The sequence below is a fragment of the Streptomyces lydicus genome, from assembly GCF_004125265.1.
In the GTDB taxonomy this organism is placed as follows: Bacteria; Actinomycetota; Actinomycetes; order Streptomycetales; family Streptomycetaceae; genus Streptomyces; species Streptomyces lydicus_C.
In genome coordinates this window covers 653,953-673,972 of the sequence record NZ_RDTE01000003.1, presented here as the reverse complement: position 1 = coordinate 673,972, position 20,020 = coordinate 653,953, and the positions used below count along the sequence as shown (strand labels likewise).

General features: G+C 71.2%; 18 protein-coding genes and 1 pseudogene. 12 read left to right on the top strand and 7 right to left on the bottom strand.

Annotated elements, in window-relative coordinates; translation table 11 throughout:
• Positions 1 to 55 precede the first annotated feature (55 nt).
• Positions 56 to 1,213: an XdhC family protein gene (locus D9V36_RS05740; RefSeq protein WP_129292813.1), complete on the top strand. Its 1,158-nt coding sequence runs from the start codon at positions 56 to 58 to the stop codon at positions 1,211 to 1,213.
• Between the two features lie 314 nt (positions 1,214 to 1,527).
• Positions 1,528 to 2,145, top strand: a complete 618-nt coding sequence (locus tag D9V36_RS05735) for a WYL domain-containing protein (RefSeq protein ID WP_206739603.1) — start codon at positions 1,528 to 1,530, stop codon at positions 2,143 to 2,145.
• Positions 2,146 to 2,377: 232 nt separating this feature from the next.
• Here the strand turns inward: D9V36_RS05735 and D9V36_RS42565 are convergent, their stop codons facing one another.
• On the bottom strand, positions 2,378 to 2,503 hold the full coding sequence (locus tag D9V36_RS42565; RefSeq protein WP_277753395.1) for a hypothetical protein: 126 nt from the start codon (positions 2,501 to 2,503) through the stop codon (positions 2,378 to 2,380).
• Between the two features lie 105 nt (positions 2,504 to 2,608).
• A complete protein-coding gene (locus D9V36_RS05730; RefSeq protein WP_206739602.1) occupies positions 2,609 to 4,057 on the bottom strand; it encodes an MFS transporter in 1,449 nt (482 codons plus the stop codon).
• Between the two features lie 176 nt (positions 4,058 to 4,233).
• Between D9V36_RS05730 and D9V36_RS05725 the strand changes: the two genes are divergently transcribed.
• The 5 genes from D9V36_RS05725 (at position 4,234) to D9V36_RS05700 (ending at position 8,285) form a co-directional block, all read left to right on the top strand.
• Positions 4,234 to 4,821 carry a TetR/AcrR family transcriptional regulator gene (locus D9V36_RS05725; protein WP_129292811.1) on the top strand — a complete coding sequence of 196 codons (588 nt, stop codon included), beginning with the start codon at positions 4,234 to 4,236 and terminating at the stop codon, positions 4,819 to 4,821.
• Between the two features lie 358 nt (positions 4,822 to 5,179).
• The gene (locus D9V36_RS05715; protein ID WP_129292809.1) at positions 5,180 to 5,824 is read left to right on the top strand and encodes a TetR/AcrR family transcriptional regulator; all 645 of its coding nucleotides are present in this window, start codon (positions 5,180 to 5,182) and stop codon (positions 5,822 to 5,824) included.
• A complete protein-coding gene (locus D9V36_RS05710) occupies positions 5,821 to 6,534 on the top strand; it encodes a VC0807 family protein (protein WP_129292808.1) in 714 nt (237 codons plus the stop codon). Before D9V36_RS05715 ends, D9V36_RS05710 begins: the two co-directional genes overlap by 4 nt.
• 452 nt (positions 6,535 to 6,986) lie before the next feature.
• Positions 6,987 to 7,901: a hypothetical protein gene (locus tag D9V36_RS05705; RefSeq protein ID WP_241720718.1), complete on the top strand. Its 915-nt coding sequence runs from the start codon at positions 6,987 to 6,989 to the stop codon at positions 7,899 to 7,901.
• A 33-nt stretch (positions 7,902 to 7,934) separates the two neighbouring features.
• Complete coding sequence (locus D9V36_RS05700) at positions 7,935 to 8,285, top strand: hypothetical protein (RefSeq protein WP_129292807.1); 351 nt, start codon at positions 7,935 to 7,937, stop codon at positions 8,283 to 8,285.
• A 163-nt stretch (positions 8,286 to 8,448) separates the two neighbouring features.
• On the opposite strand, the gene D9V36_RS42990 is transcribed toward D9V36_RS05700, so the two are convergent.
• The 4 genes from D9V36_RS42990 to D9V36_RS05680 form a co-directional block, all read right to left on the bottom strand.
• Positions 8,449 to 8,577: a hypothetical protein gene (locus tag D9V36_RS42990; protein WP_431357646.1), complete on the bottom strand. Its 129-nt coding sequence runs from the start codon at positions 8,575 to 8,577 to the stop codon at positions 8,449 to 8,451.
• Between the two features lie 342 nt (positions 8,578 to 8,919).
• The gene (locus tag D9V36_RS05690) at positions 8,920 to 10,803 is read right to left on the bottom strand and encodes an ATP-binding cassette domain-containing protein (protein ID WP_431357743.1); all 1,884 of its coding nucleotides are present in this window, start codon (positions 10,801 to 10,803) and stop codon (positions 8,920 to 8,922) included.
• Between the two features lie 477 nt (positions 10,804 to 11,280).
• On the bottom strand, positions 11,281 to 12,270 hold the full coding sequence (locus tag D9V36_RS05685) for a hypothetical protein (RefSeq protein WP_129292806.1): 990 nt from the start codon (positions 12,268 to 12,270) through the stop codon (positions 11,281 to 11,283).
• Positions 12,271 to 12,434: 164 nt separating this feature from the next.
• Positions 12,435 to 12,881: a VOC family protein gene (locus tag D9V36_RS05680; protein WP_129292805.1), complete on the bottom strand. Its 447-nt coding sequence runs from the start codon at positions 12,879 to 12,881 to the stop codon at positions 12,435 to 12,437.
• A 950-nt stretch (positions 12,882 to 13,831) separates the two neighbouring features.
• On the opposite strand from D9V36_RS05680, the gene D9V36_RS05675 reads away from it, so the two are divergent.
• A complete protein-coding gene (locus tag D9V36_RS05675) occupies positions 13,832 to 14,275 on the top strand; it encodes a hypothetical protein (RefSeq protein WP_241720716.1) in 444 nt (147 codons plus the stop codon).
• Between the two features lie 612 nt (positions 14,276 to 14,887).
• Here D9V36_RS05675 and D9V36_RS05670 read toward each other — a convergent pair.
• Positions 14,888 to 15,463: a MarR family winged helix-turn-helix transcriptional regulator gene (locus D9V36_RS05670; protein WP_129292803.1), complete on the bottom strand. Its 576-nt coding sequence runs from the start codon at positions 15,461 to 15,463 to the stop codon at positions 14,888 to 14,890.
• A 250-nt stretch (positions 15,464 to 15,713) separates the two neighbouring features.
• Here D9V36_RS05670 and D9V36_RS05665 point away from each other — a divergent pair, with 250 nt between their 5' ends.
• The 4 genes and pseudogenes from D9V36_RS05665 to D9V36_RS05650 all read left to right on the top strand — a co-directional run bounded on the left by D9V36_RS05665 (position 15,714) and on the right by D9V36_RS05650 (position 19,925).
• Positions 15,714 to 16,784 carry an alkene reductase gene (locus tag D9V36_RS05665; protein ID WP_129292802.1) on the top strand — a complete coding sequence of 357 codons (1,071 nt, stop codon included), beginning with the start codon at positions 15,714 to 15,716 and terminating at the stop codon, positions 16,782 to 16,784.
• Positions 16,785 to 16,829: 45 nt separating this feature from the next.
• Positions 16,830 to 17,012 (top strand): annotated as a pseudogene (locus tag D9V36_RS05660) (winged helix-turn-helix transcriptional regulator); the annotation flags it as partial.
• 75 nt (positions 17,013 to 17,087) lie between these two features.
• On the top strand, positions 17,088 to 17,882 hold the full coding sequence (locus D9V36_RS05655; protein ID WP_129292800.1) for an alpha/beta fold hydrolase: 795 nt from the start codon (positions 17,088 to 17,090) through the stop codon (positions 17,880 to 17,882).
• Between the two features lie 396 nt (positions 17,883 to 18,278).
• Complete coding sequence (locus tag D9V36_RS05650; RefSeq protein ID WP_129292799.1) at positions 18,279 to 19,925, top strand: LuxR family transcriptional regulator; 1,647 nt, start codon at positions 18,279 to 18,281, stop codon at positions 19,923 to 19,925.
• Positions 19,926 to 20,020 lie beyond the last annotated feature (95 nt).

Here is a 20,020-nt window from a genome sequence, read left to right as displayed (position 1 = left end):
AGGCCTTCGTGCCGGGCCTGTACACCCTGACCTGCACACCAGGAGGAGAACCGAGATGCTGGACCTCGCCGACGAGTTGAACCGGTGGATGGCGGACGGGCGGGACTTCGCCGTGGCCACCGTCGTGGCGGTCGCCGGCAGCGCGCCGCGCGGCCCGGGCGCTGCTCTCGCCGTCGACAGCCGGGGCGTGGTCATCGGATCGGTCTCCGGCGGGTGTGTGGAAGCAGCGGTGTACGACCTGTGCACCCGGGCGCTCCAGGACGGCGGGACGGTCCTGGAGCGGTTCGGCTACAGCGCCGAGGACGCCTTCGCGGTGGGGCTGACCTGCGGCGGGGTGATCGAGGTCCTGGTCACGCCGGTGCGGGTGGACACCCCGGGCAGGAAGGTGTTCGCCGCGGCGCTGGCGGCCGCTGCTCGGGGGGAGCCGGTAGCGGTCGCCCGGGTGGCCCGGGGACCGGCCGAACTGCTCGGCAGAGCACTGCTCATACGCCCCGACGGCTCCGGCGAAGGGGGACTCGACGGGCATCCGGAGCTGGACCGTGCGGCGGTGGCGGAGAGCCGCGCCATGCTGGACACGGGGCGCACCGGCACGTTCGCGGTCTCGGAGAACGGATCGCGCTGCGCGGCCGACCTGACCCTGTTCGTCGAATCGCGTGTGCCGCCACCCCGCATGATTGTCTTCGGCGCCATCGACTTCGCAGCGGCCCTGGTCCGTACGGGCAAGTTCCTCGGTTACCACGTCACCGTGTGCGACGCCCGCCCCGTCTTCACCACCCGGGCCCGCTTCCCGGAGGCCGACGACATCGTGGTCGACTGGCCGCACCGTTACCTCCAGCGCACCGAGACCGACGGCCGCACGGTGCTGTGCGTGCTCACCCACGACGCCAAATTCGACATCCCCCTGTTGCAGAAGGCCCTGCGGCTGCCGGTCGGCTTCGTCGGCGCCATGGGCTCACGACGTACCCACGAGGACCGCAACCGCAGACTCCGCGAGGCCGGCGTCACCGCCTCCGAACTGGCCCGCCTCCGCTCCCCGATCGGCCTCGACCTCGGCGCCCGTACTCCGGAGGAGACCGCACTGTCGATCGCCGCCGAGATCGTCGCGGCACGCCATGGCGGCACGGGTGTCCCGCTGACCGGCTCCCGGACACCGATTCACCAGGAGGAGGGAAGAGCGGGAAGCGGAGTGGCCGGAGCGCGGGTGGTCGCATGACTCCGGGGCCGGGCCGGTGGCTGGGGCGGAGCAGACCTCGACGAGGATGATCTGTCCGTACGGGGAGGGAGAGCCGGAGCGCTGAGGCCGGAACAGGCACCTGCATACGGGGAGGGCGAGGCTACGGGTGAGGTGACGGGCCAGGGCGTGACGGGCCAGGGCGAGGGACAGGGCGAGGCGGGTGGTGCCCGCGACTATGTGGCCGTCTGTCCTCTTGGGCCGGAGCTGGTTGCGCAGATCGTGGGTCTAGCGGACATCCGGTGGGCGGCGGAGGACTGGCGGGAGGCCTCCGAAGCGGCCATGCGGGAGCTGGGGTGGCCGGACGATGCCGATCCACATCGATCCCCGCCTGGTACCAGGACTCCGAGGAGACGCTCTGGCTGTCCGCGGTGGCAAGCGCGGTGTGGAACCAGCAGCAGGTGCGGATCCGGTACGAACGCTGGGCCACCCCGCACGAAGTGATCAGGACCGTGGACTCCTACGGAGTGGTCCTCAAGGCCGGCCGCTGGTATCTGGTGGCCGGGTCCGCGCACGGCGTGCGGACCTACCGGGTGTCCCGGATCGCTGAACTGGAGCCCCTGGAAGGAACGTTCACATGGCCTGCCGGATTCGATCTGGCGGCGCACTGGCGCGAGTACCTGGCGTCCTTCGATGCGCGCCGATACCGTGACCAGGCGGTGCTCCGCCTGTCGCCCGAGGCTCTCGCGGGCATTGGGCAGGTACTCGACTCTTCGGCGGCCCGGGCCGCCGAAGAGTCGGCGGCGGCGCCCGACGCAGACGGCTGGACGCGGGTGGTCGTCCCCATCGAGTCCTATGAACAGGCTCTCCCGAAGCTGCTGCTACTGGGCTTCGGCGCCGAGGTGGTGGGGCCGCCTGAGCTACGGGAGAGGATACGGGCCACTCGCCGAGATGCTCGCCCGATACGAGGGTGACGGCCCGACGCAGGAGTGAGAAAGGCCGGCCCCGTCGCCGGGAGCGGGCAGGCCGCCCCCCTGCTGTGGCGCGGAGTCAGCGTCTCGGGCTGCTGGGGAGAACCGACCGCATGATCGGCCTGGAACTCTCCTTCCGATCGAGCCACCACCCACTACCGATGGGACAGCCGTCCCACCACGCGCCGCCTCAAGTGATCCATTTGCCGGTCGGTCTAAGCCGGAGTCAGCAAGATCAAATGTCCTCTTCGGGCCCAACGTGGCGGAGAACCGTCTCGTACTCACCCGCGGCGACGAGCCCGTCGATGACCTTGACCATCGACGGCACACCCGCGTCGCGGACGATGAGGCCGTCCCACATGCTCGCTCCGTAGCGCTCTGCCGCACGCCGCCTTCAGGTGTCGTGCGACGCAGGGTGGGAGGCCGGCCGACGCCGCCCAGTCCATGGCTGCAGGAGCGACCGGGCTCAAGTGGCCGGGGAGCGCGGAGGTTCGACGCGGGGCGGCATCCACACCACGGCGACGAAGGAAGCGAGGAGGGCCAGCGCCGCGGCCACCGTGAAGGCCAGGGCGAAGCCGGGGGCTCCGCCGCGGGCCTCGGCGAGGGTGGTGAGGACGGCGATGCCGAGTGCCGTGGCCACCTGCCGGGTCGTGTTGAGCAGGCCCGAGGCGAGCCCGGTCATCGAGGGGTCGATGCCGCTGGTGGCCGCCAAGGTGATGGGTGTGAACGCCACGCCGGCGCCGAGGCCGAACAGCGACGCGGGCAGCGCGATGTCCACCAGGAACGTGCTGTGGGCTCCGATCCCCGACAGCCAGAGGAAGCCGGCGGCCGCGACGGCTGTCCCCACGGCGGCGGTGCGGCGGGTGCCCCAGCGCGGGGTCAGGCGCCCGGCCAGGTGAGCGCCGATCATCACGGCGAAGGCGGTCGGCAGGAAGCCGAACCCCGCGCGAGTGGGGGTGTAGTGGAGCACCTGTTGCAGATAGAGCGCGAGCAGTACGGGGCTGGCGAGATAGGCGACGCCCAGACCGAAGACGACGGCGTTGGCGCTGCTGACCGAGCGGTGGGTGAAGATGCGCAGCGGTACGAGGGGTTCGCGGGCCCAGCGGCCCTGATGGACGAGGAAGAGTGCGAGCAGCGTCACGGCGCCGGCCAGGGCCGCCAACGCCGCACCGCGCGTGCCGGGTGCGCGCACCGTCACGACGCCATAGATGAGGGCGGCGAGGCCGGCCGTCACCAGGAGCGCCCCGAGCACGTCGACGGGACGGCGTCCTGCACCCGGTTCACCGGCCGCTGCCCGGCGGGGCAGCACCAGCCATCCGGCCACGGCGATGGCCAGACCGAGGGGGACCTTGACCCAGAACACCGAACGCCAGCCGAGCGCGTCGGTGAGGGCCCCGCCCAACACCGTTCCGGCGGCGGCGCCGACCGCGCCGACCATGCTCCACAGGCTCAGCGCGCGGGCACGCCGTACGGGGTCGCGGTACGCCTGGTGCACGACGGTCAGCGTCGCGGGCATCAGCAGCGCCCCGCCGATGCCCTGTGAGGCGCGGGCGGTCACCAACTGTGCGGGGCCGCCGGCGAGGCCGGACCACACATTGCCGAGGGTGAAGATCACAAGGCCCGTCACCAGCAGCAGACGGGTGCCGAAGAGGTCGGCCAACCGCCCGCCGAGCAGCAGGAAACCGGCGAAAGTCAGCGTGTAGGCGTTCACCACCCAGCCTAATCCCGCACCGGAGAAGCCGAGTTCGGAGCCGACGGCGGGCAGGGCGACGGAGACGATCGTGGCGTCGAGGACGACCAGGAACATCGCGCCGCAGGCGAGCAGCAGGAGTAGTCCGGGAGGTGCGGCGGCCTTCGCGGGGCGCCTGGTCGTTTCCTTCCGGGGGTGCGCGTCTTTTTCCGTGCGTACGGGCACAGCACTCCCTCCTTTCGGTACGGAGAAGCCGGCAGAGTGGAAGTAAGTAAGGTGAGCCTAACTCAATAGAGACCATTGGTCACTAAGGTGAGGGGAGGCTGTTGCCGGCAGAGGCGGCCCGTCGCCGACGGGGTGGCCGTCACCGGACGCCCCGGCAGGTCGGTAAGGTCCGGAGCATGACTGGTCCTGGCAAGCGGCCCGGCCCGCCCGCGCGGCTGAGCAGGGAGGCGATCGTGGCGGCCGCGCTCGCCTCCGGCGACCTGGAGTCGCTGTCCATGCGGCAGTTGGCGGCCCGGCTCGGGGTCTCGCACTCCGCCCTCTACCGCTGGGTCCAGGGGCGGGAGGGCGTCATCGACCTGATCAGTGAGACGTTGATCGACCGCATCGTCCCCACCGACGCACCCACGCCGGACAATTGGCGTGCGTGGCTGGGGCGCCTCGCCTGGGCCGCGCACGACGAGTTCCTCGCCACCCCCGGCTACGCCACCCGTATCTCCCGCCCTCACCGGCACACGCGTGGCTTCTTCAAGATGCGGGACGCCGTTGTCGCCGCGTTCCGCGCGGGCGGAGCGGACCCCGAGCAGGCCGAACAGAGCTGGTACGTCTTCGGAACCGTGCTCGTCACCTGGCTCGGTGCACAGGAGCAGCGCCTTCTCGGTGACGCGCCGCTTCGCTTCGACCTCTTCCTGGACAGCCTGCTGCGGGGCCTGCCGGTGCGGGAGAACCCTGAGTACGGCGCCCGGCCGTCCGCTGTTGACGAGTAGAGCGGCGTCGTAAGTCGCCCGGGGGGGGGAGGGGATTCCTCCGTCGGGTGCCGGGTGCCGGGTGCCGGGTGCCGGGTGCCGGGTGCCGGGTGCCGGGTGTGGGGTGTGGGGTGTGGGGTGTGGGGTGTGGGTCTCGCGCCGACCGTGCGCCCGGTGCATCTGCTGCAGATGCCCGCGGCGCCCCGCATCGCGAATTGCTTTACCGCGAATGCCTTTACCGCAGACGCCCACGCGCCCCGCACCGCCCATGCCCGTACCGCGGATGCCCCCGCCGCCCCGCATCGCCCACGCCCGTAGCGCGGACCACCACACCACCACCGTCTTGCTCGGCTGAGCAAACCCCGCTATCTTCTTGCTCATGCAAGCAAGAAACAGTACGGACAAGCAAAAGGTGGCACGCAAGACCAAGCCTTCCTTCACCGAGACGGGCCGCCGTGCCCAGATCGTCGCCGCGGCGATCGATGTCATCGCCGATGTCGGGTACCACCGGGCCTCGTTCGCGAAGATCGCGGAGCGCGCCGGGCTGAGCAGCACGGGGATGATCTCCTACCACTTCGACGGACGGGACGACCTGATGCGCGAGGTCGTCGCCGAGGTGATGCGGCTCGCGGAGGGGTACATCCGTCCCCGCATCGAGGCCCACGAGAGCTATGCGGCCCGCCTGCGCGCCTCCATCGAGGGCAACCTCGACCTGTTCGCCGAGTACCCGAACCACCTCGCGGCGATCGTCGAGATCCTTGCCAACCTCCGTGGCGGCGACCCCGGCATGGTCTCGTTCCTCGACTCGACGGAGGCGAACCTCGCCGTTCAGGTGGAGCAGATCCGCAAGGCGCAACGCGCGGGCGAGTTCGGCGACTTCGACCCGTGGGTGATGATGCGGGCGATCCGCGCCGCCATCGACGACGTGGTGCGCCGCGCCACCCACGATCCCGCTCTCGATGTGCGGGCCGCCGGCCGGGAGCTGGCGGACCTGTTCGACCGCGCCACCAGGAACACGTCATGACCACAGCGGACACGGGGGCACACACCATGGCGACACACCAGGCACCGCAGACCGACACGGACGGGTCCGCCGCGGCGACCGCCCGAGGCCGTACGGCGGCGCTGCGCCGGCGGCTCGCCGCGCAACTGTTCTTCGAGCTCGTTCTCCCGCTCGGCTCCTACTACGGGCTGCGGGCGGCCGGCGCGGGCCAGTGGCTCTCGATGGTCGTCGGCGGTGTGCTGCTCCTGCCGTGGATCGGCTACGGCATCGTGCGGCAGCGGCGCGTCGAGGCGATGGCGGTGTTCACGCTGAGCCTGGTGGTGGCCGGAACGCTGCTGTCGCTGATCACCGGCAGTCCGCGGGTGCTGATGATCCGGGACAGCTGGCTGACCGCGGCGATCGGACTCTGGGTGCTCGGCACGCTCCTCACCCGGCGCCCGTTCATCATGACGGCCTCGCGGGGCATCGTCATCGCGAAGGTCGGCGAGGCCGGACTGGCCGCCTGGGAGGCGCGGTGGGACGAGGAACCGAGGTTCCGTCACCACCTGCGACTGGTCACGGCCGTGTGGGGCGCGGTCTTCCTGCTCGACGCGCTGCTGCGGGTGGTGCTGGTGTACACCATCCCGCTGGACGCCTTCCCGCTCACCAGCACCGTGCTCTGGCTGGTGATGCTCGGCGGGCTGTTCGCGTTCCACAACCGGTACCTCACCCGGCACGGTCTGAAGTTGTAGGGGAACTCCGGCAGGATGGGTTCCATGACGGGTGGGAGAGACGAGCTCGCGGAACTGCTGCGGCGTGCCGGGCTGGAGATCCTGGGGCACTCGCCGACCGAAGAGGTACTGCCGCCCCGTGCCGCGTGGCGCCCGGTGGTGTCCTTCGAGGCCGAGCCTACTGTGGCCGTGCGCCTTGACCGGCCGGACCTGGTCGCCGAGCTGAATGCTCAGTGGCACCGGCTCGCGGTCAAGGCCGGGGTCATCGGCAAGGACGATGTGTTCCTCATCGACATCGCCGGCAACTGGACGGGCTGCCCGCCCTGGCCGCCGACCCCGACCCGGCCGTGCGGGCCGCGGCCTGCCCGAGAGCCTGGCCCCACTTGGGCGAACCGGCCCGGCGTAGGCTCCTGGAAGACCCCTCCGACACGGTCCGCACCGAGGCACTGCTCCGGTACCACCGGGACCACCCGATGCCCCCTTCGGTCTTCGCCTCCGAGAACCTTCAGGAACGCGCCCTGGAGTCCTGCCGCCTGGAACGCGGCCTCGCCGAGAACCTGGCACGCCACGGTGAGCCGGCCCGGCGCCGTGCGCTTGCCGGCAACCCCTACCTGGAACCGGACCTGGTCGAACGCCTTGCCACAGATCCCGACGAAGACGTCCGCTCCGTAGTGGCCATCCGGCCCGACCTCTCCGAGGAGCAGCGGGCGGACATCCGCATCAACGTCGACCCGAGCGGCCACCGTTCCCCGCTCCATTGGGTCGTGGCGCTGCACGATGACCCCGACGCCATGCGCCGCCTGGCCGCCTCCTCCCACCCTCTCGTGCGCAGAAGCGTCGCCCGTGCCCGGCACCTCCCGCCCGACGTCGTCGAACGCCTCGCCCGGGACGAGGACCGCGTCGTACGGCTCTTCCTCGCCGAATCCTGCGACGACGCACCTGCCGACATGCTGCTCGGGGTCTGGCAATGGTGGACCGGCAGCCTCAGCTTCCCCGACCGCCCCCACAGCCACCCGGACTTCCCCCGCCGCGACCTCCTGCGCTACGCCGACGACGCGAACCCGCGTATGCGTCAACTCGCGCTCGATGACCCCGAATCGACGACCGAGCTGGTGGAGCGGTTCAGCCGGGACACCGCAGCGGAGGTACGGCTGCGGGCAGCAACCGACCCCCGGCTGACGGTCGCCTCGGCCGTGCGGATGCTCGACGACCCGCGCGAGCGAGTACGCCACGCGGCCGCCATGCACCCGCAGTTGCCCGCCAGCGTGCTGGTCCAGCTGCTGCGCGACAGGGACATCGCGCAAGCCGCGGCCCGGCACCCGGCACTGCCCGTCGAGGTGATGGAGCGGATGCTCCAGTGGTGCCGGCCCCCAACCTCGGTCGAATGACGGGACTTTGAAGCCAGGCCCTAAGCTGGTCCGATGCCGCTTGTGGACGTGACGTATGCGCCGGGTGTCGCCGAATCGAAGCTCCGGGAACTGGGGTCGGCGCTGCCGCACCTGGTGTCCGAGGCCGTGGAGTGTCCCGAGGAACCGTACGACGGGGACCTGCAGCCGGGCGATGTGGAGATTCGCTTCCGGAAGCTGGGGCCGTTGGACCGGAGCGGTCTGGACGTGGTGATCGAGGTGAGGTCCAAGTGGTTCGAGAGCCGGGCCGCCAACCGCCAGGAGCGCGTGGACAGGCTGCACCAGGACATCGGGACGGCGACCGGACTCCAGGACTTCGGCGTTTACCTGTCGCTCCCGTCGGCTGCCTGGTCACAGGGAGACTGAAGCAGCCCTGTGCCTCCGGCCGAGACGGCTCTCTCGACTGACGTGGCTTTCTCGGCCGAGACGGCTCTCTCCCGGCCGAGAGGGCTCTTGTCCGAGAGCGCGAGCCGGTTCACAGGACGGCGGCCCACTGCACCCGTTCACCGTTCGGCGGCACTGCACCCGTTCACCATTCGGCGGCGCCCTCGGCCTTCTTGGCCTTCTCGGCCTTGTCGAGGCCCCGCGCGACCAGGCCCTCCATATGACGCGCGAAGACGCTCGCGGCCTCGGGGTTCATACGGCGCAACGCGACCATGCCGGTGACGATGACATCGCAGACCTCGGCCTCGACGTCCTCCCAGGTGTGCGAGTGCCCCTTCCGGGGGGTTCTGCCCCATGGCCCCGATCACCGCCTCGGCGACCTCGCCGGCCTCCTCCTGGATCTTCAGCAGTTGCAGCAGGATGCGCTGTTCGCGAGGGAGCGTGGAGTGCGCCTCCAGGCGGTCGGCAAGATGGGCGATCGTCTGCCAGGTCTCGGTCATCCGTGTCTCGATTCGTCTCGTACGGTCGGGGTTCAGCGGCCCGGGAAGCGTGAGCGCCCTCGTCTGCCGGGAGTTGCGGCCCCGGCAGGTGTGACGCAAGCCGGGGCCGACGACGCTTACCGGTCCTTGGCCAGGGCTACGAGCTCGGCGAACAGGCCGCCGGCATGGAGCAGGTCGTCGTAGGTGCCGTCCTCGATCACCCGGCCGTGCTCCATCACGATGATGCGGTCGGCCAGACGCGTGTTCTCGAGCTGGTGGGTCACGACGATCGTCATGCACGCGGCGGCCAACCGCTTGATCTCCAGGAAGATCTGGTGCTCACCGCGGGCGTCCATCTGCGAGGTCGGCTCGTCCAGGATCAGCAGCGGAGTCTGCCGGTACAGCGCGCGGCCGCATACCAGGCGCTGCCACTGCCCGCCCGAGAGTTCCACCCCGCCGTACAGCTCACGGGCCAGGAGGGAGTCGAGCCGGTTCGGCAGTTCCTCGACGGTGTCACGCATGCCGACGGCGTCGACGGCCTTCCACACCAGGTCGTCGTCCCATGTCCTGGGCTGGCCGAGGGTGATGTTCTCGCGGACCCGCAGCGGCCAGGTGGCGAAGTTCTGCGGTACGAGCGCGGTCCGCTTCCACACGGCGTCGACATCGGCCCGGGCCAGGTCGGTGCCGTCCCATAGGACGCGGCCTTTGTCGGCGAGGAGGATGCCGGTGATGAGCTTGGTGAGGGTGGACTTGCCGGAGCCGTTCTCGCCGACGACGGCCAGGATCTCGCCGCGTCGCAGACGCAGGGAGACGCCGTCGACGGCGGGCTGTTCCTTGCCCGGGTACCGGTAGACGACCTCGTCGAGCCGGATCTCGTGCACCTCCTCCGGGATCGTCAGGGCACCCCGCTCGGGGGCGCGCTCGGTGGCCATGGCGAGGAAGGCGCGCATATCAGCGAGGTAGAGCGAGGTGTGGAACATGGCCGCGCCCTGGATAACGACCTGGGAGAGCGCAGCGAGGGCGGTCTGGACGGCGACGAGGGCGGTGGCGGCGACCGGAAGGGGGACGCGGCCGGTGGCGGCCAGCCAGGCGAGGGTGGCCCAGGTACCCATCAGGAAGATGCCGCCGAGGGCACCGGCGGCCAGGTCGATGCGGAGCCGTCGCGGGGCGGAGCTCAGGGTGCGCTGGTCGATGCGCTCGGAAAGGGCCCGGTACCAGTACAGGAGGTAGCCGGTCATGCCGTTGGCGCGGACCTCGTCGCCGTGCCGGGGCAGGGTGGCCCACCAGCGCATCATCCCGCGTACGTTGCGGTCGCCGATGTTCAGGTAGTGCGTCTCGTAGTCCACTCGGGCCCGCAGGATCGCGCCGGTCCCGGCCGGGAGCACGGCGAGCAGGAGGACCGGGAGCATCATCCAGTGCAGGACGGTGATGACGCCGCCCGCGGCGACCATCCGGACGACGGCGGCCATGAGCCGCTGAGCGTCGTCGACCATGGTGGCGGTGCGGACGGTGCCGATCTCTGCGGCCTCCTGCCGGTCGGAGAATCCGTCCTCGCTGTAGGCCGCGGCCTCGACCCGGCAGGTGGCGGCGACCAGCGCGACATCGGCCTCGGTCATCAACCGGGGGGTGATACGGCTGGAGGCGTAGGAGGCGAGGGCCGCGCTGATGCGTCCCGTACCGGCCGCGAGGGCGAGCACGATCAGGGCGGGCAGGGCACCGAGCAGGCGTTCGGAGACGGGGTCGGCGGCGAGCAGCTGCGTCATGGCCTTCGCGGTGAAGGTGAGCAGGACGGCGGCCGCGGCGCCGGTGAGGATCTGGCAGAGCACGAGTAGCAGGACGGCGGCCCGGTCCACGGCCCAGGCCATCCTCACGGTGGCGCCGAGGACGGCGGGAAGGCGGCTGCCCATCTTGAAGAAACCGGCCTCTGCCAGCGGGTTCTTGCCGAACTCGCCCTCGAACTCGATGGCCGCCGGGGGTGGCGGGGGAGGCGTCTCCTCATTGGCGGTCAAGGCGTCGGTCACAGTCACCTGCGTCCCTCCTGGGGCCGGTGCCGCACCTGGATGGTTCGGCAGTGCACGGCCTAACGACGCCCACAGGGAATCGAACGCGCTCGATTCCGGACGCGTGCGAGCCCGGGCGCGGCAAGGGCTCGAACGCGTGGGCGCCTTGCTGGGGCCGCCCTCGGGTGAGGGGGCGTGGCCGAATCGCCGCTATCCGGAACGCGTGGGGCGCATGAGGATTGCGCTGCCGGAGGCCGGGCGAGGCGGCTCGGGGCCGGCGGGCGGTCGGCGGGCGGTGAGCGGTCGGCGGGCGGTGAGCGGCTGACGCCGGCGCGCTCTGGGCGTGGCCACAGCGGATCTGCACGGCGCCCCTCCCCGGACGCCGGTGGCGCCTGCCCCGGAGCGGGCCGACAGGTGTGCCCGCAGTGGCGAACCGCCACACCACGAGGAGCCGGACCCACCCGCCGGCCGCGCCCCCAGCCTCACCAGGCAATACACCTAGCGCGCGGTGTGCTCCTCCTCGTGCGCCGAGGTGAGGGCGTCGAGGTCATCGGCGTAAGAGCGGATGTGGGTGGCCCGGTGGGCGCGGACGGCGGCGAGCACCGAGGCGAACGCCGGGGCCGCGTGCGGGTGTTCCTCCAAGAGGCCCACGGCGGCGACGGCACCGCACTCAGCGGTGTCCTCGTCTTCCGACCGGGCCAAACGCAGGCAGATCTCCGCCGCACGGACCGGATCGGCCATCGCGATCAGCGTCTCTGCCAGCGGGTTGTCCGACCAGCGCCACTGTTCGCCTTCGATGACATCGCCGTTGAGCACGTCGCCGTGCTCCCAAGCCTCGGTGACGGCGGTGGTCGCCTCGGCGGTCCACGGCAGCCCGGCCAGGGCGATGCCCCATGCCGCGGCGGCGCGCACAGCGGGCATATGACGAGGAGTCAGGGCGTCGGAGAGCCATGCGGCGCGGTCGGCGATGTCATGCCGGGCGACGCCACCGGTCATGGCCGCCGCGATGAGCGGGTCCGGTTCGCTGAGGGCGCGCTCGCCCAGCGCGCGTACGGCAAGCTCCTCATGTCCGGTGCGCATACCGGTCATGTAGGCGACGCGGTGGCGCACTTCACGGACCGGGTCGGCGAGGAGGGAGAGCAGGCGCGGGGTCGCCCGGGCGTGGGCGGCACGGATCTCGTGGTGCACGGCTTCGGTCTCCGCGATGCCGATGGTGATGTCGAGCAGCAGGTCGGCGAGGGTTGCCCGCCGAGGTGCCGTGGGATCGAGCAGGAGGTCCACGAGGACGGGGTACGCCTTGGCCGACCCCGCGTAGGCGCTGCCCTGGTGGACCAGACAGCTGTGGAGGACCTCCACGGCGCGTTCGGCGCGGTCCGAGTCCTCGCCACAGGCGTCGCGAAGCCACTTGAGGGTGTCCGCCCCGTCGCCGTAGGCGTGTTCCGCCACTGTCCAGTCGGTGTCGTGAAGTGCGATCCGTGCCCGCATCATTGCTTTCGTCCCCTCCGAGGTGTCCGCACTCTCTTGCCGTCGGCTGCCCCAAGGCTAAGGAGCGGGCGGGAGCGTCACGCGGGAGGGTGCCTATGGGGGAGGAACCCATGAGGAAGAAACCTATGAGGGAGGGGGACGACACAGCGGGGCCTACGAACCTTCTGTCATCTCTCGTCGATCACGGGCATGGGGCCTCCATCGCCATGCCACTTCTGGAGGAAGGCCGGCTGCCGTGCCACATCCACCAGCTCGATACGGCCGCCAATGCTGTCCAAGCGGTGGTAGGCGAAGGGCCGGCCGTAGGGGCAGCCGGAGAAGTCAACGGTGAATCCCTCGTCTTCCAGCCGCTGCGAACCCTGCTGGACAGAACTGGTCCAGTAACCCAGATGGTCGAACCGGGCCCCTTGCGAGGCATCCCAAGGACTCCCCGCGGGCCCCTCGATCAGCTCGATGAACGGTGGTCCGCCGCGAGTGAAGGCGATACGGAAGTCCCATTCGCCCAGCCGGTCAGCTGACGGAGCACCCCACTCGACCCCCACGGACCTCCCAAGGTCCTGCATGGCCTTCTCGATGTCCGGCACAACGAAGCACACATGGTAGAACGCAGACATCAGCCCATGATCGAGCAGATGCCGAAGCCATGTCTGCTGATTTTCCGCGGTGGATGCTGAACGACACGGTGAGAGCCTGCCGACAATCTCCGCCGGCACAGGCCGACCGCGGCGGCACTGCCGTATCCGGGACGATCAGTAGCCTCCCCCCCCATGGGACTGGACATCACCGTGATGATCGTTGACTGGTCATGGCTGGGGGAGGCGCCGCCTCGGGAGCGGCTGTCGCGGTTGCGGGATGCGTGGTAGCCGACGAGACGGGGCTGTGGGACCACGGCACACGGATCCGGACTTCTTCTGCGGGGAACCAGAGGAACCAGAGGAACCAGGTGAACGAGGTGTCTCCTACGGCCTGCCGGTCGGGCGGTCGCCGGACAGTGTTCGGGAACTGGCCGCGACCTGGGAGGGGGCGGCCCCGGCTCGGCGCCGGCGCCTCGCCAGGACCCGAGCGTGAGCCGAGGAGCCCGCCAAGACGGGCTGACAGCTGGCGGTAGCCGTCTTGGCGGACGCCGCCCGCACAGGCGGCGTGCTACCGGGAAACACCCGAATTATCCGTGCTCGGCATGTCAGTTGGGCGGGCTGAGCTTCCTTGTCTTCCCTTGGTCTGCCGTCATCCGCCAGATGATCCTCCATGCGCCGGATGCTTTCGCAGTCCAGCTGGGGCCGACAACGCATCATCGGCCGCCGCGCTGCGGGCGTACGGCAGCAGACCGAGTCCTCGCCCCAGGCTGCCACGAGGACCTTCTGACGACCGTTGCCGCATACCGGAGGTCGGCATCCGGAAACCTGGCAGGATGTGGCGGATGCGAACAAACGGCACGGCGTTATCCCCCGTCACAGCACTGCTGCCCCTTTGCCTGGGGGCTGCTTGTGTGGTCGCGAGCCAGGCTCAGCCGGCGGCCGCGAGCGCCCTCCCGCCGCGGCCCGTGGCATCGCCGGCGCGTACGCCGGTGGCCGTCACACCCGCGGCCGCGAGCATCAGGCTCACCGAGGGGCAGGTCGGCGAGGTCGCGCCTGGTGGCACCCTCGTCTATCCCGGCGTGACCAGCTGTCTGACGGTGACCGTTCGCCTCCAGAACGGCGGAAAAGTGGGCGCGCACGCCAGCCTCTTCCAGGTGCCGGGGGAGTACCGGTCGGATCGCATCCTCGCCGCGGTCAAGCAGCGGACCGGGGCGAGGACGGTACGCGCGGTAGAAGTCAGAGGCGCCGTCGGTGCCTGGGACCCGAGCTACTTCACCAAGGCGATCGAGAGTTACCCGGAGGGCGAGCGGGTGCCCGTCCCCGCTGTCCCCGACCCGGACGGCCTGGCCAGGGCGGTGGCGGACGGACTCGGACAGCCGCGGGGCAAGGTCACGGTCGAGGATCTGCCCGACGGCGACCAAAGGGTGCACTGAGCCGTGGGGCGGGCGCGTACGACGCCTTCCGGGCTTTCGGGGCCGGCATTGGTCAACATCCTCTCCTCCGCCCTGCTGCGAGTGTCCGGGACGGGCGTGGTTGCCCTCGGGCACCGCGGTGTGGAGCGTCGCCGCCGGCACGCCGAGTGTGATCCGGCCCGTCGGCACAACGCCCGCCTCCTGTGCTTGGTCGTGGCGATATGACCGATGGTCAGAAGTGGGCGGCAGTGGCAGGAGGAACTGCAGTGCAGTCAAACCCCTCGGCTTCTCTCCAGCGCTGAGCGGGGCCGGCCCTCTAGCTAGGCGTGGGCATACGTGCCGGCCGCAGCGCGGTTCGGGTATGTGCGGAACAGGTAGTGGTACGCGTAATTCCACCCTGCCCCGGACCGCAGGGTGCCGAGAGGGTGAGGGGACTGCTGCTTCCGGAGCGCCGCTTCCGGTCCCCTCGCGTCTGCGACGGCCCGGAGGGCGGCAGAGGGGCCGTCGCGTGGACGGCTCGGGTGAGGTGGCGGATCGCGTAAGCGCCTAGTGACGTACGGGGAATTGGTTTTGTCATGCCGGAACGGTGTAAGCGTCCGTATCCCGCGGTGCCGGGCCGCGTCGAGCGTGACGTCAAGCCCGGCCATCGGCCGGCCCCGTGCCGCCGGCGGGGCGCCCACGCGCCTTGTGCCGGCACGTGGGGTCGGCGGCGGCCTCCGCGAGGGTGCGCTCCAGACGTTCCAGAGTGTGCAGGGCCGCGGTGTGCTCGTCGATGGAGAGGCCCGCGGCCACCAGGTCCTCGAGTCGGCTCCAGCTCTGCTCGACATCATGACGCAGGGCATGGCCCGCGGCGGTGGGTTCGATGAGTGACGCGCGCCTGTCGGTGGGTGAGGGGCGGCGGCGGACGAAGCCGGCCTGCTCCAGGCGCCGGATGGTGCGCGTCATGGTGGCGGCGTCGGAGTCCATCAGCCGCACCAGGTCCGTCTGCCGCTGTGCGCCGAGTTCCCACAGGTGCATCATGATCAGCCCCTGGCCCGGGTGGAGACCGGAGCGGCGCAGGAACTGTCCCGCGAGCATGCGGTGCAGTCGGGCCAGGCGGAAGATCGTGTGGCTGATCGGGCCGTCGCCGGCCGCGGCCGGTACCGGGACGGTGGCCTCCTGTCCCGGTACCGGGGGACCCCCTCTGGTCTCCGGTGCGGGCTGTGTCATGTTCCCTCACTTTGCTGTCTGGACAATTAAAGTCTACTTTCCTGGCGGCGCACCCTTGTGGGTGCACGGGATCCGCTGGCGTGCGGCCAGGTGGCGGGCGTGGTGTGCTTCATGGCGGACCTCGGGAATGCCTGCAGGTGATCTACTTGTTCGGGCAGTGATTTACTTTTACTTGTTCGGACAGGCATCTGCTGATGCGGGCGACGGAGCGCCCGAGCCGCAGAGCGTCACGTATCCAGAGGAAGAGACCATGACCACTGCTTTCGATCCGATCGTCCTGGGCGGCAAGCGACTGACCAGCCGCGTCGTGATGGCGCCGATGACCCGCAGCCGTGCTTTCGGGCCCGGCGCCGAGCCGACGGAGCTGATGGCGACGTATTACGCGCAGCGCGCCAGCGCGGGGCTGCTCGTCACGGAGGGCATCCAGCCCTCGCCGGTCGGCCAGGGCTACCCCGACACCCCCGGCCTGCACACCCCCGGCCAGGTCCAGGCGTGGCGGACGGTGACCGACGCCGTGCACCGCGAAGGCGGTGCGATCTTCGCCCAGCTGATGCACACCGGCCGGATCGGCCACCCGAGCCTGCTGCCCGAGGGCCTGGTACCCGTCGCGCCGTCGCCGGTGGCCGCCAAGGGCCAGGTGTACACCCACCAGGGGCCGAAGGAGTTCGTGACGCCGCAGGAGCTGACCGAGGCGGAGATCCGGCAGACCGTCGCCGACTTCGCCGACGCGGCCCGTAACGCGATCGAGGCCGGCTTCGACGGCGTGGAACTCCACGGCGCCAACGGCTATCTGATCCACCAGTTCCTCGCGCCCAACACCAACCGGCGCACCGACGCCTGGGGCGGCGACACCGAGGGCCGGATCCGGTTCGCGGTGGAGGTCGTCACCGCCGTGACCGAGGCGATCGGCGGCCACCGGGTGGGCCTGCGGATCTCGCCCGGGAACGTCTACAACGACATCGCCGAGGACGACCCGACCGAGGTCTACGCGGCGCTGCTGGACCGGCTCGCCCCTCTGGACCTGGCCTATCTGCACCTCATGGAGGGCCCGGACCGTTCCCTGACCGCACGGCTGCGCACGGCCTGGCCCGGCACGTTCGTCCTCAACCCGTTCACCTACCCGGACACCACCGGTCCGGACGCGCTGAAGCTGGTCGAGGACGGCAGTGCGGACATGGTCGCCTACGGGGCGCTGTTCCTGGCCAACCCCGACCTCCCGGCCCGGCTGGCTGCCGGTGGCCCGTTCAACACCCCGGACCAGGCCACCTTCTACGGCGGCGACCACCGCGGCTACACCGACTACCCCGCCCTCACCGGCTGAGGGGGACACCCGACCGGTTCCCCACCCCTTCGATCCCGGGCCGCACGGTTCGGTGAACTGCGCACCGCCATCGACCGCATCAGCGTGAAGATGCTCGCCGGCCGGCTGCGCGAACTCCTCGACGCCGGTCCCATCACCCACGACCGGTTCCCGCCCGGGCCCGCCACCTACACCCTCACCACCGACGGCCGGGCACTGCTTCCCGCCCTGGAGCGGATCCGCTCCTGATCGCGGCGCGGAAGAACCACGTGAGCCCGTTACTCCTCACTACTCCTCGTCACTCCACGAAGAATGGAACGCACCATGTCAGCACGCACTCTGCCCGAAGCGACCTTCTCCCGCACCGTCCTGGGCTCCGGCCCCGGCCTCGCCCTCGCCCACGGTGCCGGCAGCAGCGTGGCCGGTACCTACGGTCCGATCCTCGAGGGCCTGGCCGCCGGCCACACCGTCGTCGGTGTCGACTACCCCGGCAGCGGCGACACCCCCCGCTCCACCACACCGCTGCAGCTGGACGACCTGGCCGACCAGCTCGTCGCCGCCGCCGTCGCCGAGGGCCTGGACACCTTCGCGGTGTCCGGCTACTCCCTCGGCGGCCCCGTCGCCATACGCGCCGCCGCCCGCCACCCCGAGCGCGTCACCGCCCTCGTGCTGACCGCCACCTTCCCCCACCGGGACAACCGGCTCGCGCTCGCCCTGCCCGTCTGGCGCAAGCTGGCCGAGTCCGGCGACCGCGAGCTGCTGGCCGAGTACCTGACGATGATGGCCCTGGGCGCCGACGCGCTGCAGGCGATGCCGGACGAGCAGATCCAGCAGGCGATCGGATTCACCGCCGCCAGCGTCGCGGAGGGCACCCCCGAGCACGCAGAACTGGCCCCCCGGGCCGACGTCCGCGACGACCTGCCGCACATCAAGGCGCCCACCCTGGTCATCTCCACGACTCAGGACTGGTTCACCTCCACCCGCCTGCACCACCAGCTCGCCGACACCATCCCCGGCGCGCAGCTCGCGGAGATCGCCACCGGCCACCTGCCCATGGTGGAACGCCCCGAGGAATGGCAGAAGCTCATCACCGGCTTCCTCGACCGGCACCGCGCCTGAGACTCACCGCTGGTGGGGGCATGCCGAGGACGAGGCGACCCCACCAGCGGTGCCAGGCATGTCGGACGGTCACGTAAGTTGGTGCGGTGACAGGCCTCCGGCCGCCGCTCCGCCGGCCGAGGGCGGGGCGCGGCCGGCGGTCCACCCGGGCCGTGCACGCCGCGGCGCGGCCGGGACAGCGCCGGCGGGCGGACATCGCCGCTCGGGGCCGTCGAGCGGCCTGCGCCCGACGCGGCCGCCCGCCCATCCGAGGGGGACGTCATCAACACCTCCCGTACGCGCAGAGAATCAGGCGCGCACTACCGGACCGCCCGGCTCCTGCACGACCAGGACCGCCCGCTGGAAGAGGTCGCCGGGCATCTGCTCGCTGCCGAGCCCGACGGCAGGGACTGGGTGGTGGGCGCGTTGCGTGCCGCCGCACGCCTGGCCGCGGCACGTGGCGACTCCGAGAGGACTGTGGCCTACCTGCGGCGTGCGCTGCGCGAACCCCCTTCGTCCGGGCGGGAGATCCTGCTGGCCGAACTCGGCCGTGCCGAGGCACCGGCCCACCCGGCAGCCGCAGTCCGCCACGTGTGCGCGTCGCTGAGCACGCTCACCGCCGCGGCGCGGCTGGAGGTGGTACCCGTCCTGGCCGACGCCCTGGAGCGGTGCCAGCGCGGCTGCCAGGCAGCCGAACTCCTCGACCGTGAGGCCCGGTCGCTGACCGCGAGCGGCAGGCCACGGGAGGACGCCGTGTTCGGCCTGCGTCTGCAGCGTGTGCTGATCGAGCTGGAGGACGTGAACAAGCGGCCGTGGACGGGCGAGGGGACGGCCGCGCTGCCGGCAGGCGGCGACCGCACCCGCGAACGGGCCGCCGCGGCGGTCCGGTCGGCTCTGGCGGCAGGCCGCCCCGCCGATGCCGCCACCGTGGCGTCGTACGCCCGTGACGCGCTGGACGGACCGCTGCCGCAGGACGACGTCCTCACCCGCGCGATGGGGCTGGGGGTCCTGTCTCTGGTGTGGTGCGACCAACTGGCGGAGACAGCGCGGATTCTCGACCGGCTGTCCGAGCAGACGCGGTGGTGCGACGCCGCTGCCGCGCAGACGCTGATCGCGATGGGCCGGTGCGAAGCGGCCTACCGCAGCGGCGACCTTCCTGCCGCCCTCGACGCGGGACGTCGCTGGCTCGACCTGGCTTCGGCCTTCCACGGAAACCCCATGATCCCGCTCGCCCTCGCCGGTGTGCTGCGGGCGCTGCTGGAGGCGGGCCGACGCGAGGAGGCCGAGCCCCTGCTCGCCCTTGCCGAGCACGAGCGGTACGGCGACGTCTGGCAGTGGACGCACCTGCTGGAGGCGCGTGCGCGCATGCGCCTGGCCGACGGCGATCACTCCGGCGCCCTGGAGGACCTGCTGGAGTGCGGACGCCGCCAGACCGCCTGGCAGATGGACAACCCGGGCATCCTTCCGTGGAGGTCCCTCGCCGCCCTCGCTCACCGTGCCCTGGGCCATTCCGACCTGGCCGCGGGCCTGGCTCACCAGGAACTGGAGCAGGCCGAGGCCTGGGGTGCCCCTCGTACGCTCGGCATCAGCCTGCGCACCGTCGCCGTGGCCGTGCGCGGCCGCGAGGGCCTGAAGCGGTTGGAGACCTCCGTCGGCCTGCTGGCAGAAGCCGGAGCGACGCTCGAACAGGCCCGGTCACTCGTCGAGTACGGCACACTGCGCTTCGAGGCCGGGCATGCCCGGCTGGGCCGGGAGACGGCTCGTCGCGGGCTGGACCTCGCCCGGCAGTGCGGGGCCGTCGGCCTCGCCGACCTGGCCCGCGAGCGCCTGCAGGCGCTCGGCGCGCGGCCCCGCCGCACACCCACGGCCGGGATATCGGCATTGACCGACCGCGAACGCCGCGCTGCGGTGCTCGCGGCCCGCGGGCTGACCAACCGGGAGATCGCCGACACCCTGTTCATCACGCAACGGACCGTGGAGAACCACTTGACCAGCGGATTCCGGAAACTCGGCATCACCGGCAGACGCGAGCTGGCGCCCTTGCTCGACGGCGAACCGTCGTGACGCGAACGGCACATGCCCGCGGGCCGGTGCCCCCGAACACGGAACACGGAACACGGACCCGCCGTCCCCCGGCGCCGCGTGGGCGACCCCACGTG

Excerpts from the sequence above, each read along its gene's own strand:
- D9V36_RS05705 (WP_241720718.1), top strand. The coding sequence starts at position 6,987 with ATGCCCCCTTCGGTCTTCGCCTCCGAGAACCTTCAGGAACGCGCCCTG.
- D9V36_RS05725 (WP_129292811.1), top strand. The coding sequence starts at position 4,234 with ATGACTGGTCCTGGCAAGCGGCCCGGCCCGCCCGCGCGGCTGAGCAGG.
- D9V36_RS42565 (WP_277753395.1), bottom strand. The coding sequence starts at position 2,503 with ATGTGGGACGGCCTCATCGTCCGCGACGCGGGTGTGCCGTCGATGGTC.
- D9V36_RS05655 (WP_129292800.1), top strand. The coding sequence starts at position 17,088 with ATGTCAGCACGCACTCTGCCCGAAGCGACCTTCTCCCGCACCGTCCTG.
- D9V36_RS42990 (WP_431357646.1), bottom strand. The coding sequence starts at position 8,577 with ATGGTCGCGTTGCGCCGTATGAACCCCGAGGCCGCGAGCGTCTTCGCG.
- D9V36_RS05680 (WP_129292805.1), bottom strand. The coding sequence starts at position 12,881 with ATGTCTGCGTTCTACCATGTGTGCTTCGTTGTGCCGGACATCGAGAAG.
- D9V36_RS05715 (WP_129292809.1), top strand. The coding sequence starts at position 5,180 with ATGCAAGCAAGAAACAGTACGGACAAGCAAAAGGTGGCACGCAAGACC.
- D9V36_RS05685 (WP_129292806.1), bottom strand. The coding sequence starts at position 12,270 with ATGATGCGGGCACGGATCGCACTTCACGACACCGACTGGACAGTGGCG.
- D9V36_RS05740 (WP_129292813.1), top strand. The coding sequence starts at position 56 with ATGCTGGACCTCGCCGACGAGTTGAACCGGTGGATGGCGGACGGGCGG.
- D9V36_RS05665 (WP_129292802.1), top strand. The coding sequence starts at position 15,714 with ATGACCACTGCTTTCGATCCGATCGTCCTGGGCGGCAAGCGACTGACC.
- D9V36_RS05700 (WP_129292807.1), top strand. The coding sequence starts at position 7,935 with ATGCCGCTTGTGGACGTGACGTATGCGCCGGGTGTCGCCGAATCGAAG.
- D9V36_RS05670 (WP_129292803.1), bottom strand. The coding sequence starts at position 15,463 with ATGACACAGCCCGCACCGGAGACCAGAGGGGGTCCCCCGGTACCGGGA.
- D9V36_RS05710 (WP_129292808.1), top strand. The coding sequence starts at position 5,821 with ATGACCACAGCGGACACGGGGGCACACACCATGGCGACACACCAGGCA.